Below are 12,326 nucleotides of genomic sequence, written 5' to 3' on the forward strand. Positions count from 1 at the left end.
GATAACTACCGATCGTGAGTATCCGGGTGTCCGACCCGGGCCTGTCCACGTCTCAGGAGGATCCCCCCCATGCAGTTCACCAAGTTCGCCGCCGCGGGCACCCTGGCCTTCTCCGTCCTCGGTGCCGTCCTCGCCTCGAGCCCCGCCCTCGCCCACCCGAACCCGGTCACGAGCGGCCAGAACGCCGTCCTGTCCGGCAACCAGATCATCGCCCCCGTCTCGATCCCGATCGACATCTGCGGCAACGCCGTGGCCGTCGCCGGCACCGCGGGCGCGGGCTGCCAGGGCGGCGCCTCGGTCGTCAGCAAGTAGCGGAGCGTTCCTCCGGCCGGGGCCCGCCGGGTCCCGGCCTACGCCTCAAGGCTGACCCGGGGTGCGCCGCGCGGCTGATCCGGGAGCGCTCTCGGGGCCGATGCGCGGCACCGCCTCCGCTTCCTACCGTGGTCGGCATGACAGCCACCACGATCGCCCCGTCCGCCGTCGTCGCGCGGAACGTCTCCAAGATCTACGGCTCGGGGGACGCGGAAGTCCCCGCGCTGCGCGAGGTGGACGTCGCCTTCGCCCGCGGCGCCTTCACCGCGATCATGGGCCCCTCGGGTTCGGGGAAATCGACCCTGATGCACTGCCTCGCGGGCCTCGACACCGTCACGTCCGGCTCGGTGACGCTCGGCGACTCCGAGATCACCTCGCTCGGCGACCGCGCCCTGACGCTGCTCCGGCGCGAGCGGGTCGGGTTCGTCTTCCAGTCGTTCAACCTGCTGCCGACCCTCACCGCCGAGCAGAACATCCTGCTGCCGCTCCGGCTCGCGGGCCGGGACCCCGACCGCTCCTGGTTCGACCACGTCGTCGGCATCGTCGGCCTGGCCGACCGGCTCGGGCATCTGCCGTCGCAGCTGTCGGGCGGCCAGCAGCAGCGCGTCGCGTGCGCCCGGGCGCTGGTCAGCAGGCCCGACGTCATCTTCGCCGACGAGCCGACCGGCAATCTCGACTCCCGCTCCGGCGCCGAGGTCCTGGCGTTCCTGCGCACCTCGGTCCGCGAGCTCGGCCAGACGATCGTCATGGTCACCCATGACCCGGTGGCCGCCTCCTACGCCGACCGCGTCATCTTCCTGCGCGACGGCCGGTTCGTCGCCGAGCACCGGGATCCGACCCCCGAGAGCGTCCTGGACGTCCTCAAGCGCCTCGACGCCCGCTGAGTCAGAACGCCACCTCGACGCCCAGCCCGCGGGCCCTGGCATGGGCGTGGACCACGGCGGCGGCCGCGACGTCGAGGGCGGCGTGGCCGGTGGACTTGAAGACGGTCGTCTCCGCCGCCGAGGTCCGGCCGGGGCGACGGCCGTCGAGGACGGAGCCGAGGAGCGTCGCACGGGCCGGGTCGAGGCCCTGGAGCTCGTGCGCCCCTGCCGGGGGCGGCTCGGTGACGGCCCCCCGCCACTCCACGAACAGGGTCCCGGCACCGACGACGGCCGGATCGATCTCGGGCCCGTGCGAACCGCCGACCGAGCCGAGGTGCACGCCCCCGGCCAGCCACTCCGGCCGGACGACCGGTTCCGTCGCCCCGGTGCAGCACAGGACGGCTCCGGCGCCGCGCACCGCCTCCTCGACGCCCGCGGCGACCGCGCCGGGGCAGCGCGCCGCGACGGCCTCGGCCCGGCCGCGGGCCCGCCCGCCGACCACGACCGGGACGCCCGGAAGCAGCGCCGCCAGCAGATCGGCCTGCGCCGCGGCCTGCACGCCCGTCCCGACGATCGCGATCCGCTCCGGCGTCCCGGCCAGGGCCCTCAGCGCGACGGTCGCGACGGCCGCCGTACGGACCGCGGTGATCGCCCCGCCGTCCATGAGGGCCAGGACCCGTCCGTCGTCCTCGTCGAACAGCGCGACGATCCCCCGGTGCGTGCTCCGTCCCGGACGCTCCGGATCGCCGAACACCGACACCAGCTTCGCGGCCAGCCCGACCCCGGGCACATGGCCCGGCATCGCCCCGACCAGCCCGGCGGGGGCGAAGGCCGCCACCCGCGGCGGCACCGACACCGTGTCCCTGGCGATCTCGACCAGGGCCTTCCCGACCGCCTCGGCGACGGCCGCGGGATCGAGCCCGGCGGCCGTCGCGGCGGCGTCGAGGACCAGCGTGCTCATGCGCCCTCCAGCAGGCCCGCGAGGGCGTCGCAGGCCTCGGTGAGCGCCGCGAGCAACGCGGGCAGCGACGCGGGCCCGAACTCGCGGTCGGGGCCGACGAGAGTCAGCGCGCAGCGCGGATGGGCGGGGACGGCCCGCGAGAGGGAGGCGACGAGGCTGTCGGCCCGCCCGTGCTCCAGGGCGTACCCGTCGCGCTCGACGGCGGCGAGATCGGCACGGAGCGCCTCGGCGGGATGCAGATCGGCCTCCGCGACCCGCAGATAGGGCGCCCTCGCGGCCTCGGGCAGGGCCGCGACCAGGGCCAGCGGACCGGCGAACCGGTGGACGGGCAGGGCCTCACCGACCAGATCGGTGATCATCGCCAGCCGTCCCGGCCTGACCGCGTCGACGACGCGCGCCCGGTCGGTCTCCAGCACCTGGAGGTTCACCATCATCCCGGTGCGCTCGCAGAGCCCCCGCAGGACCGGCCCGGCCAGCGCCACCAGGGCGTCGGTGGCGGCGGTCCGCGAAAGCCGCAGCACGGCGACGCCCGGCAGGTAGCGGTCGCCGTCGCGCTGGACCCAGCCGCGCCGGAGCAGATCGGCCAGCACCCGGTGGGCGGTGGCGCGGTGCAGCCCCGCGGCGTCGGCGAGCTCGCTCAGGCGCGGCGCCGACTCGGCCCCCGCGACGATCTCGATGAGGTCCAGGGCCTTGTCCACCGCCGAATTGACCGACCTCGGCACCGATGCATCCCTCCCCTACCGCTAGCGTGTGTTTTGTCCAGTGATACCACTGTTACGTACTATGTAACAACCGAACGAGAGAGGCGGCCGCATGGAGTTCCTCGGCGCACCGACCCCCTTCGCGGCACCGGCCGCGGGCACGGTCACCGTCTACAGCGGCGCCACCCTCCTCGACGGCCACGGCGGCCCCGCGGTGCCCGGGACCTCGATCGTCGTCGACGGAGAGCGCATCCGCCTGGTCTGCCCCGACGCCGACCTGCCCTCCGATCTGCCGGATCTCGACGTCGTCGAGCGGGTCGACCTGACCGGCCGGTTCGTCATCCCCGGCCTGATCGACACCCACCAGCATCTCGCCACCCCGCCGGACCGCCCCGTGGCCGAGGCCGTGCTGCGCCGCCAGGTCTTCGGCGGCGTCACCGCGATCCGCGACATGGCCGACGACCTCCGCCAGATCGGCGACCTCGCCCGCGCCACCCGCGTCGGCGAGATCCCCGGCCCCGACATCCACTACGCGGCGCTGATGGCCGGTCCCGGGTTCTTCGACGACCCCCGCACCTGGGAGGTCTCGAAGGGGGCCGTCCCCGGGGCCGTCCCGTGGATGCAGGCGATCACCGAGGACACCGACCTGCCGCTGGCCGTCGCCATGGCCAGGGGCACCGGCGCGACGGCCGTCAAGATCTACGCCGACCTCCCCGCGGAGACCGTCGCCGCGATCACCGCCGAGGCGCACCGGCAGGGGCTGCGCGTCTGGGCGCACGCCGCGGTCTTCCCCGCCAGCCCCGCCGACGTCGTCGCGGCCGGGGCCGACGTCGTCTCGCACGTGACCCTCCTCGCCCACCAGGCCTCGGCCGCGCTCGGCCCCGCGACGTACAAGCACAAGCCGCCGATCGACTTCCCCGCCTTCGCCGCCGGGGACCACCCGGTGATCGAGGCCCTCCTCGCCGACATGCGCGAGCGGGGGGTCGTGCTCGACGCCACCGCGGTCCTGTGGACCTGGCTCGCGGACCGCGTCCCCGAGGAGCGGGCCGAGGACAGGGCCCACGCCCTGGACATGGCCGCGCTCGCCGCGACCCTCACCCGCCAGGCCCACCGGGCGGGCGTCGAGATCTCGGCCGGGACGGACTACGAGACCTCCGCCGGCGAGGACCATCCCGCGCTGATCGAGGAGATCGAGTTCCTGGTCGCCGAGTGCGGCCTGTCCGTCGCGCAGGCCCTCAGGTCCGCGACCCTCGTCGGCGCCCGCGGCATCGGCGCCGAGGCCGAGATGGGCACGGTCGAGGCGGGCAAGCTCGCCAACCTCGTCATCCTCGCGGCCGATCCCGAAGCCGACGTCGCCGCCCTGCGCGGCGTCCTCTGCACCGTCAAACGCGGGCTGCGCTTCCCGGCCCCCACCACGAACAAGGACTGACGCCCATGCTGATCGTCAACGCCCTCGGCGGGCTCGACAACCCCAACGCCGGCCTCGACTCCGCGAGCGCGCTGCTCCAGAACAGCGACGAGATGATCGTCGACGCCCGCGCCATCGCCGACGCCCACGCCTCCGGGCTGAGCGCCGTCAACGTCACCCTCGGCTACGTCATGGGCGACGAGCCGCCCTACGAGCACACCCTGCACGAGCTCGACGTCTGGGACTCGATCATCGAGGCCCACCCGGACGACCTGCTCAAGGTCCTGACCGCCGACGACATCCGCCGTGCCCACGCCGAGAAGCGCGTCGGAGTGATCTACGGCTTCCAGAACGCCGTCCAGGTCGGCACCGATCCCTCGCGGATCGCGGAGTTCGCCGGGCGGGGCGTGCGGATCGTCCAGCTCACCTACAACCAGGCCAACCACCTGGGCGACGGCTCGATGGCGCCGGAGAACCGCGGCCTCACCGCGTTCGGCCGGGAGGTCGTCGAGGCGATCAACGAGCAGCGGCTGATGGTCGACCTGTCGCACAGCGGCGAGGCCACCTGCCTGGAGGCGGCGAGGATCTCCACCCGGCCCGTCTCGATCAACCACACCGGCTGCCGGGCCGTCACCGACCTGCCGCGCAACAAGACCGACGAGGAGCTCCGGCTCGTCGCCGACCGCGGCGGCTTCGTCGGGATCTACTTCATGCCCTACCTGAACCTGTCGGGCCACGCCACGGCCGAGGACGTGGTCGAGCACATCCTGCACGCCGTCGACGTGTGCGGCGAGGACGCGGTCGGCATCGGCACCGACGGCTCCATCACCGGCATCGACGACATGGACGCCTACCGCGCCACCCTCGCCGAGCACACCGCCGCCCGGTTCGCCGCCGGGGTCGCCGCCACCGGCGAACGCTCCGACACCCTGCCCTTCGTCCTCGACCTGTGCGGCCCCGGCCAGTTCCGCAAGCTCATCCGCCTGCTCGAGGAGCGCGGCTGCACCTCGACCCGCATCGAGAAGATCCTCGGCCTCAACTTCCTCGCCTACGCCGACCGCATCTGGAGCTGAGCTAACGCGCCCAGCGTTCCGGGGAGCCGGAGCGGGCCTGGGCGTTGAGCGACCTGCGGAGGGTGTCCTCGCCGAGCTCGCGGGCCTCGGCGAGGTCGCGGTCGACGGCCGAGACGTGCACGGGGCCCGGCGGGACGTCCACATGGACGGTCGCCAGGCCCTGCAGCCGCTGGAGCGGGGTCGAGGTCAGCCGGACGGACTGCGCCCGGGCGAAGGCCACCACGTCCCAGGTGCGGCAGAAGGCGCCCCGGCGGGTCACGAAGACGTCCCGGCTCGAACCGGCGGCGGCCTCGGGCTCCAGCCGCGACCTGCCCTCCTTGAACGGGATCTCGGCGAGGGCGACCCCGGGGAAGACCTCACTGATCATCGCGAAGGCCACGGCGCGGGGCGCGACGGGCAGGAGCGTCGAGGACAGCGCCTGGCGCTCGCCGCCGTAGCCCGCGACCGTCACCTCGACCCTGGCCCAGCCGTAGGTGCGCCACAGCCGGGGCTCGACCACCCGGACGGCCTGGATCCGGCCGGGCGGGAGCGTCTGGAGCCGGGTCTCGAACAGCCCGTACCGCAGCCGGAGGCCGTCGGGGGAGATCGAGCAGCGGAAGTCGGTGTACATGACCATCGGGGCGACCACGCCGCGCAGCAGCCCCAGCAGGACCGGGACGACCGCCGCGACCACGGCCAGCTCCCCCGCCCAGATCCCGAAACCGATCAGCGCCACGAACGCGCAGCAGGCGATGATCACCGGGATCTTGAAGACCAGGGACGCGAAGAGCGTCAGGAACGGCACCCGGTAGAACGGCCGCTCCGGCGCCTCCGGCGTCCGGCCCGGCAGCCCGGCGGCCAGCGCGAGCAGCTCCGCCCTGAGCTGCTGGGCCCTGCGGTCGCTGAGATAGCGCAGGGTGATCTCGGCCGAGGTGCCGCCGGCCAGCTCCAGCCTGACCTCGGCGAGCGACAGCGCCCGGCTGATCAGCGGCCGGACCACGTCGACGCCCTGCATCCGCGAGAGCGGGATCCGGCGGATCCGGCTGCGCACGATCCCCGAGTCGACGACCAGGTCGTCGCCGTCGATCCAGAACCGGACCGCCCACCAGGTCCACAGCCCGACCCCGACCGCGACGGCCACGACCGGCGCCGACACGATCAGGAACAGCAGGACGGTGCCGGGCGTCATGACCAGCCTGTCCTCGTCGTTCCTGGTGAGCAGCAGCGAGAACCCGAACAGCACGAAGTAGATGACCACGATCATGAACGAGCGCAGCGGCGCGGTCGCCCAGTGCAAGCGGTGGACTCCGTGCGTCAGCCACGGGTTGTGCTGCGGCGGATGGAAGGCCGGGGAGGAGGGGTTCACAGGCCGGTCCCCTCGTCGCCGCGGTCGGCCAGCCGGTCCCTGAGCTGGTCGGCGACCGCCACCGGCAGCCCGGGGATGCGGGCGTCGGTCGTCGCGGACGCGGTGTGCAGCCGCACCGTCGCCAGGCCGAACGCCTGCTCCAGCGGGCCCGAGGTGACGTCCACGAACTGCATCCGCCCGTAGGGGACGAACACGAGCCGCCGGGTGAACACCCCCGAGGTGATGATCAGGTCGTGTTCGCGTTCGAGGAAGCCCCACGCCTGGTATCCCTGCTCGGCCACGATCCACGCCAGCCCGAAGCCCAGCAGGACGGCCGCCGTCCAGGCGATCGCGCCGAGCCCGCCGCCCGTCCTGGCCACCACGAAGGCGCCCAGCGGGCCGATCAGCAGGGCCACGAGCAGCGCGATCACCCGGCGGTGCCATTTGAGGCGCGACGACACCCGCCACCACTGCGCCCCCTCCGGCGGGGTGAACGCCTCCTCACGGGTGCGCTGGCGGTAGGGCTGCGGCGGCAGCATCTGGGGCTGTTCGTTCATCGGGACCTCGTTCATCGTGACCAAGTCAACCGGAAACAGGCCCGGTTCGGGCACCTCACCCTCACCTCTTCGGCGGCGAGTCTGCGACGATGACGGACATGAGCAAGGTGCAGACGTTCGGGATCGGGGCCGGCGCGAGGGAACTCGCCACCGAGGACATGATCCTCAACATCGGCCCGCAGCACCCGTCGACCCACGGTGTGCTCCGTCTCAGGCTGCGGCTCGACGGCGAGCGGATCGAGCACGCCGAGCCCATCATCGGCTACATGCACCGGGGCGCGGAGAAGCTGTTCGAGGTCCGTGACCTGCGGCAGATCATCGTCCTGGCCAACCGGCACGACTGGCTGTCGGCGTTCGCGAACGAGCTGGGCGTGGTCCTGGCCGCGGAACGGATGCTCGGCATGGAGGTCCCGGTGCGGGCCGTCTGGGCGCGCACCCTGCTCGCCGAGCTGAACCGGGTGCTCAACCATCTGATGTTCCTCGGCAGCTACCCGCTCGAGATCGGCGCGATCACCCCGATCTTCTACGCGTTCCGCGAGCGCGAGGAGCTCCAGCGCGTGCTGGAGGAGGTCAGCGGCGGCCGGATGCACTACATGTTCAACCGGGTCGGCGGCCTCAAGGAGGACCTGCCGCTCGGCTGGATGGCCCGCACCCGCGCGGCGATCGCCCTGGTCCACTCCCGGATGCCCGACATCTCCGAGCTGATCATGGGCAACGAGATCTTCCGCGCCCGCACCCGCGGCGTGGGCGTCCTCACCCGCGAGCAGGTGCTGCAGTACGGCGTCAGCGGGCCGATCGCCCGCGCCAGCGGCGTCGACTTCGACCTGCGGCGCGACGAGCCCTACCTCGCCTACGGCGATCTGACCGTGCCCGTCGTGACGCGCTCCGAAGGCGACTGCCTGGCCCGGTTCGAGGTCCTGCACGACCAGGTCCTCACCTCCCTCGATCTCGCCGACGCCTGCCTCGACGTCCTCGAGGAGCTCCCGCCCGGTCCGATCAACCAGCGCCTGCCCAAGATCCTCAAGATCCCGGTCGGCCACACCTACGCCTGGACCGAGAACCCCCTCGGTCTCAACGGCTACTACCTCGTCAGCCGCGGCGAGAAGACCCCCTGGCGCCTCAAGCTCCGCAGCGCGTCCTTCAACAACATCCAGGCCCTCCCCGAGATGCTCGAAGGCCAGCTCGTCGCCGACATGGTCGCCATCCTCGGCAGCATGTTCTTCGTCGTCGGCGACGTCGACAAGTAGCGAACCGTTCGCCCGCTCCGCGCGTCTGACGGGCATGAGCGATGTTCTCGAGGCGAACTGGTACGAGACCGAGCAGCCGAAGCGGCCCCGCCGGAGGGTGAGCCGCGGAGTCGTGGCGGCGGTGTTCGTCCTGCTGGCGATCGCGGGGGTCGTCGTCGCGTTCGCGGGCCTGGCCGTGGCCGGTGACGTGCCGACCTGCGGCGGCGGCTGATCAGGGCTTCAGCAGATAGGGCAGGTGCGCGGTGAGGAAGCGGCGGGGGAACTCCTCGCGCAGCCGCCACAGCCCCGCGTCGACCACGAAGTGGGCCATCGTCGCACCGAGGAACGCGCCGTAGAGGGCGCGTTCCCAGGCGTGCGGCGAGCCGTGCAGATGTGAGGCGAAGTTCAGCAGGAGGCCCCCGGCGAGGGCGATCACGAACATGGTCGCGACGCCCAGCGGGCCGCCGCCGGGCCGCGGCGTCACGGCCACCATCCCCACGATCAGCAGGTACTGCAGGCCGTGCGCCACGATGAGGCTCGCGACCGCCGCGTAGGGCGCCTCCAGCAGGAACACCGGCGCGAAGAACAGCAGCGAGCCCAGGTACATCGCGACGAACGCCGGCGGCCGGTTGTTGCGGCGGTACAGCCCGTAGAGGCCGAGACCGATCCCGCCGAGGAAGGCCGCGCACGCCACGGGGAAGATCCGCGCGAGATGGGCGTCGGCGAGGGCGAGCAGATCCGGCCTGGTGAGCAGCGCGACCGTCCCGGCGATCCCGGTGACGGCCACCGCGTTGCGCTCGTCGCGCGACAGCGACCCGGCCCGCAGCGCGCTCGCCGCCAGCGCGGCCATCCCCAGGTTCTGCTTCTGGAAGTGGAAGAACTGCCAGGCGAAGAAGGCGTACAGCGCCCAGCGGAAGGTCGTCGAGGGGAGCGCCGCGGCGACCGCGGCCGTCCCGGCGACCAGGGCCAGCGGGACGGTCGCGTACCGGCCGAGGTGGGCGCGGGCATGGGAGCGGATCTCCGGCAGCGTGTAGAACCACCCGGTCGCCGCCACGTGCATGGAGCTGCCCAGGAACAGCAGGCCGGTCAGCGCCCGTCCGGGCTCGGTCCCGGCGGGCGGCGCCAGGGCGATCGCGACGGCGAAGGCGCCCAGCGACAGCAGCAGCGTGCCGTAGAGCCAGGTTCCGCGCAGCCGGTGCAACCGCAGGTCGGGGGTGATCACAGAGACTCAGACGCGCCCGGGACGTTCACGGTTCGCGCCGGGACGCCTCAGCGGCGATCTCCGGGGTCCTCGGGGATGCGGCAGCACCACTCCAGGTAGAGGCCCGCGCCGACGAGGATCAGGGCGGCCACCGCCGAGGCGGTGCTGACCGTGAAGTCGTGGCGCGGGGTGGACTTGTCGAGCTCGCCGGTCAGGAACAGCATGAAGCCGCCGAAGATCCCCGCCAGGACCGCGGCCGCGTGCGCGCTGGCCTTGCCGAGCACGGCCATCCGCGCGACGGCCAGCGGATCGACCGGGCGGGCCTTCTCCGCGGCCGTCTTGTGGTGGATGCGGTTGCGGAGCCCCGCGGCCGTGACGATCTCGCCCAGCGCCAGCAGGAGCAGGGTCGGGACGGCCGTCCACGGCAGCGGCGGCAGGTCGGAGTAGGAGACGCGCAGCAGCGCCCACACCAGGAGGGCGGGGACGATGACGAGCGCGGCCAGGATCGGCGCGCGGGATGCCTTCACGCGGGTCGCTGGAGGGTCAGATCGCCCCGGAGGTTCACACCCTCGGTGCCGAGCGTCGCCGCCAGGTCCGTGACACGGCCGTGGCCGGGCAGGACGCCGTCGGGGTCGATCGCCGCCCACGGGACCATCACGAACGCCCGCTCGTGAGCGCGCGGATGCGGCAGCGTCAGGTCGGGGTCGTCGGAGGTGATCTCGCCGAACTGGACGATGTCGATGTCGAGGGTGCGCGGGCCCCAGCGGACGATCCGCTCGCGCCGCATGGACTCCTCGATCGACAGCACGCGGTCGAGGAGCGTCTCGGGGGTGAGCCGGGTGACCGCGACGATCACCACGTTGAGGAAGTCGTCCTGCTCGACCCCGCCCCACGGCGCGGTCTCGTAGACGGGGGAGAGGGAGACGAGGGTGAGGCCGGGGGCGTCGAACAGGGCGTCGATCGCCTCCTGGAGGTTCTCCATGCGGTCGCCGAGGTTGCTGCCCAGCGACAGCACCACCTTGTTCTGGACGAGCATGTGCCCGCCGGTGAGGGTCCGGTCGGCTGCGGTCATCCACGGCTCCTGAAGATCGTGACAGCGACGTCGGTGAAGGGGTGCGGGATGGGGGCGGCGGGCTTGTGCACGGTCACCTCGGTCTCGACGACCCGCTCGTCGGCCAGGCAGACCGCCGCCAGCCGTTCGGCGAGGGTCTCGATCAGGTCGACCGGCTCGCCGGTCACGACATCGACGAGAGCTGTCGCCAGCTCCCCGTAGTGGACGGTCAGGGAGACATCATCCTTCTCCGCCGCGGGCCGCAAATCCAGGCCCAGAATCACGTCGACGACGAATTCCTGGCCCAGCTCGCGCTCGGCGGACAGAACTCCGTGGAACCCCCTTGCCCGCAGGCCGCGCAGCTCAATCCTGTCCGTCGTCATCTTCCTCCACCCCACCGAGGACCGGCGAGCCATGGTGGACCCACAGCCGCCATTCGCCTTCTTCCTTCACGAACAAATTGGTCGAGACGACGCTTCCCCCGGCCAGGAAGCCGTTCTCGGAGTCGTCCGCCATGAGGATGTTCTCCTCGCAGGTCAGGACCGCGTGGTCGCCCCGGACCTCGGTGTGGACCTCGGTGAGGACGAACTGGATGTAGGGCGTGTTGGCCATGACGAGGGCCCAGGAGCGGAGCACCTCGTCGCGGCCCCGCAGCATCGGCGACCCCGGATGGACGCAGGAGACGCCCTCGGCGAACGCGCCCCCGGCCCAGACCTCGTGCATGAGGTCGAGATCACCGGTCTCGAAGGCGTTGTAGAACCGGGAGTTGGCGGCTTCTACCGCCGCGATTTCAGGATCAGCCACGCGCGGACCTTATCGCTGCGGCGACCCGCACCGCGTCGGCGTTCGGGCGAACCTTGTGCACACGAACGCACCAGGCGCCTTCGGCGGCGGCCAGGGCGGTGACGGCCAGGGTCGCGTCGTCGCACTCGTCGAAGGCGCGCGGCGTGCCGTCGGGGGTGGCGAGGAGCCGGCCGAGGAACCGCTTGCGCGAGGCGCCGACCAGCACCGGGAAGGCGTATCCGGACAGGTGGGCGAGCAGCCGCCAGTTGTGCTCCGGCTGCTTGGCGAAGCCGAGGCCGGGGTCCAAGACGATCATCGACGGGTCGACGCCCTGGGCGATCACGGCGTCGACCCTGGTGTTCAGCTCGTCGCGTACCTCACGGACGACGTCCTGGTAGACGGCTCTGGTCTGCATGTCGTGGCTGTGGCCGCGCCAGTGCATCACCACGTAGGGGACCTTCGCGGCGGCGACGACCTGCGGCATCCCGGGATCGGCGAGCCCGCCGCTGACGTCGTTGACCAGCCGGGCGCCCGCCGCGACGGCGGCCTCGGCGACCTCGGCCCGCATGGTGTCGACGCTCACCGGGACACCCTCGCGGTGCAGGGCCTCGATCACGGGCACGACCCGGCGGAGCTCCTCGGGCAGCGACACCCGCTGCGCCCCCGGCCGGGTGGACTCCCCGCCGACGTCGACGATGTCGGCGCCCTCGTGGAACAGCTCCAGGCCGTGCTTGACCGCCCGTTCGGGGTCGAACCACTCGCCACCGTCGGAGAAGGAGTCGGGGGTCACGTTCACGACGCCCATCACCAGGCACCGGCCCGGCGCCGGAAGCCCTGGAACGGTCGAACTGCTCATGCTCACCAGC

General features: G+C 72.6%; 16 protein-coding genes. 6 read left to right on the plus strand and 10 right to left on the minus strand.

Annotation, left to right across the window (positions count from 1 at the left end; all coding sequences use genetic code 11):
• Nucleotides 1-69: 69 nt before the first annotated feature.
• Both ABD785_RS36480 and ABD785_RS36485 read left to right on the plus strand, forming a co-directional pair.
• A complete protein-coding gene (locus ABD785_RS36480; RefSeq protein WP_344837978.1) occupies nucleotides 70-312 on the plus strand; it encodes a chaplin family protein in 243 nt (80 codons plus the stop codon).
• Nucleotides 313-449: 137 nt separating this feature from the next.
• On the plus strand, nucleotides 450-1,196 hold the full coding sequence (locus tag ABD785_RS36485) for an ABC transporter ATP-binding protein (RefSeq protein WP_344837980.1): 747 nt from the start codon (nucleotides 450-452) through the stop codon (nucleotides 1,194-1,196).
• A 1-nt stretch (nucleotide 1,197) separates the two neighbouring features.
• Here the strand turns inward: ABD785_RS36485 and ABD785_RS36490 are convergent, their stop codons facing one another.
• Together ABD785_RS36490 and ABD785_RS36495 are read right to left on the minus strand one after the other, a co-directional pair.
• A complete protein-coding gene (locus tag ABD785_RS36490) occupies nucleotides 1,198-2,136 on the minus strand; it encodes an ornithine cyclodeaminase family protein (RefSeq protein ID WP_344837983.1) in 939 nt (312 codons plus the stop codon).
• A complete protein-coding gene (locus tag ABD785_RS36495) occupies nucleotides 2,133-2,834 on the minus strand; it encodes an IclR family transcriptional regulator (protein ID WP_344837986.1) in 702 nt (233 codons plus the stop codon). The genes ABD785_RS36490 and ABD785_RS36495 overlap by 4 nt, the downstream gene beginning before the upstream one ends.
• Before the next feature lie 115 nt (nucleotides 2,835-2,949).
• Here ABD785_RS36495 and ABD785_RS36500 point away from each other — a divergent pair, with 115 nt between their 5' ends.
• Nucleotides 2,950-4,266, plus strand: a complete 1,317-nt coding sequence (locus tag ABD785_RS36500; RefSeq protein WP_344837989.1) for an amidohydrolase family protein — start codon at nucleotides 2,950-2,952, stop codon at nucleotides 4,264-4,266.
• 5 nt (nucleotides 4,267-4,271) lie between these two features.
• Complete coding sequence (locus ABD785_RS36505) at nucleotides 4,272-5,318, plus strand: dipeptidase (RefSeq protein ID WP_344837991.1); 1,047 nt, start codon at nucleotides 4,272-4,274, stop codon at nucleotides 5,316-5,318.
• Between the two features lies 1 nt (nucleotide 5,319).
• Here the strand turns inward: ABD785_RS36505 and ABD785_RS36510 are convergent, their stop codons facing one another.
• Together ABD785_RS36510 and ABD785_RS36515 are read right to left on the minus strand one after the other, a co-directional pair.
• The gene (locus ABD785_RS36510) at nucleotides 5,320-6,663 is read right to left on the minus strand and encodes a PH domain-containing protein (protein ID WP_344837993.1); all 1,344 of its coding nucleotides are present in this window, start codon (nucleotides 6,661-6,663) and stop codon (nucleotides 5,320-5,322) included.
• The gene (locus tag ABD785_RS36515) at nucleotides 6,660-7,199 is read right to left on the minus strand and encodes a PH domain-containing protein (RefSeq protein ID WP_344837995.1); all 540 of its coding nucleotides are present in this window, start codon (nucleotides 7,197-7,199) and stop codon (nucleotides 6,660-6,662) included. Before ABD785_RS36515 ends, ABD785_RS36510 begins: the two co-directional genes overlap by 4 nt.
• Nucleotides 7,200-7,297: 98 nt before the next feature.
• On the opposite strand from ABD785_RS36515, the gene ABD785_RS36520 reads away from it, so the two are divergent.
• Both ABD785_RS36520 and ABD785_RS36525 read left to right on the plus strand, forming a co-directional pair.
• Nucleotides 7,298-8,446 carry an NADH-quinone oxidoreductase subunit D gene (locus ABD785_RS36520; protein ID WP_344837997.1) on the plus strand — a complete coding sequence of 383 codons (1,149 nt, stop codon included), beginning with the start codon at nucleotides 7,298-7,300 and terminating at the stop codon, nucleotides 8,444-8,446.
• 34 nt (nucleotides 8,447-8,480) lie between these two features.
• The gene (locus ABD785_RS36525; protein WP_344837998.1) at nucleotides 8,481-8,657 is read left to right on the plus strand and encodes a hypothetical protein; all 177 of its coding nucleotides are present in this window, start codon (nucleotides 8,481-8,483) and stop codon (nucleotides 8,655-8,657) included.
• Here ABD785_RS36525 and ABD785_RS36530 read toward each other — a convergent pair whose 3' ends face one another.
• The 6 genes from ABD785_RS36530 to folP are packed head-to-tail and all read right to left on the minus strand — an operon-like array spanning nucleotide 8,658 to nucleotide 12,316.
• Entirely contained in the window at nucleotides 8,658-9,647 is a 990-nt protein-coding gene (locus ABD785_RS36530; RefSeq protein ID WP_344838001.1) for a hypothetical protein, read from the minus strand.
• A 47-nt stretch (nucleotides 9,648-9,694) separates the two neighbouring features.
• Complete coding sequence (locus tag ABD785_RS36535) at nucleotides 9,695-10,153, minus strand: DUF3180 domain-containing protein (RefSeq protein ID WP_344838003.1); 459 nt, start codon at nucleotides 10,151-10,153, stop codon at nucleotides 9,695-9,697.
• Entirely contained in the window at nucleotides 10,150-10,698 is a 549-nt protein-coding gene (gene folK, locus ABD785_RS36540) for a 2-amino-4-hydroxy-6-hydroxymethyldihydropteridine diphosphokinase (RefSeq protein WP_344838005.1), read from the minus strand. The genes ABD785_RS36535 and folK overlap by 4 nt, the downstream gene beginning before the upstream one ends.
• Nucleotides 10,695-11,060, minus strand: a complete 366-nt coding sequence (gene folB, locus ABD785_RS36545) for a dihydroneopterin aldolase (RefSeq protein WP_344838008.1) — start codon at nucleotides 11,058-11,060, stop codon at nucleotides 10,695-10,697. The genes folK and folB overlap by 4 nt, the downstream gene beginning before the upstream one ends.
• Nucleotides 11,041-11,481 carry a nuclear transport factor 2 family protein gene (locus tag ABD785_RS36550; protein WP_344838009.1) on the minus strand — a complete coding sequence of 147 codons (441 nt, stop codon included), beginning with the start codon at nucleotides 11,479-11,481 and terminating at the stop codon, nucleotides 11,041-11,043. Before ABD785_RS36550 ends, folB begins: the two co-directional genes overlap by 20 nt.
• Entirely contained in the window at nucleotides 11,474-12,316 is an 843-nt protein-coding gene (gene folP / locus ABD785_RS36555) for a dihydropteroate synthase (protein WP_344838012.1), read from the minus strand. Before folP ends, ABD785_RS36550 begins: the two co-directional genes overlap by 8 nt.
• Nucleotides 12,317-12,326 lie beyond the last annotated feature (10 nt).

Source organism: Actinocorallia longicatena (genome assembly GCF_039534125.1).
Lineage (GTDB): Bacteria > Actinomycetota > Actinomycetes > Streptosporangiales > Streptosporangiaceae > Actinocorallia > Actinocorallia longicatena.

Excerpts from the sequence above, each read along its gene's own strand:
- ABD785_RS36490 (WP_344837983.1), bottom strand. The coding sequence starts at position 2,136 with ATGAGCACGCTGGTCCTCGACGCCGCCGCGACGGCCGCCGGGCTCGAT.
- folP (WP_344838012.1), bottom strand. The coding sequence starts at position 12,316 with ATGAGCAGTTCGACCGTTCCAGGGCTTCCGGCGCCGGGCCGGTGCCTG.
- folK (WP_344838005.1), bottom strand. The coding sequence starts at position 10,698 with ATGACCGCAGCCGACCGGACCCTCACCGGCGGGCACATGCTCGTCCAG.
- ABD785_RS36500 (WP_344837989.1), top strand. The coding sequence starts at position 2,950 with ATGGAGTTCCTCGGCGCACCGACCCCCTTCGCGGCACCGGCCGCGGGC.
- ABD785_RS36505 (WP_344837991.1), top strand. The coding sequence starts at position 4,272 with ATGCTGATCGTCAACGCCCTCGGCGGGCTCGACAACCCCAACGCCGGC.
- ABD785_RS36485 (WP_344837980.1), top strand. The coding sequence starts at position 450 with ATGACAGCCACCACGATCGCCCCGTCCGCCGTCGTCGCGCGGAACGTC.
- ABD785_RS36515 (WP_344837995.1), bottom strand. The coding sequence starts at position 7,199 with ATGAACGAACAGCCCCAGATGCTGCCGCCGCAGCCCTACCGCCAGCGC.
- ABD785_RS36520 (WP_344837997.1), top strand. The coding sequence starts at position 7,298 with ATGAGCAAGGTGCAGACGTTCGGGATCGGGGCCGGCGCGAGGGAACTC.
- folB (WP_344838008.1), bottom strand. The coding sequence starts at position 11,060 with ATGACGACGGACAGGATTGAGCTGCGCGGCCTGCGGGCAAGGGGGTTC.
- ABD785_RS36480 (WP_344837978.1), top strand. The coding sequence starts at position 70 with ATGCAGTTCACCAAGTTCGCCGCCGCGGGCACCCTGGCCTTCTCCGTC.
- ABD785_RS36525 (WP_344837998.1), top strand. The coding sequence starts at position 8,481 with ATGAGCGATGTTCTCGAGGCGAACTGGTACGAGACCGAGCAGCCGAAG.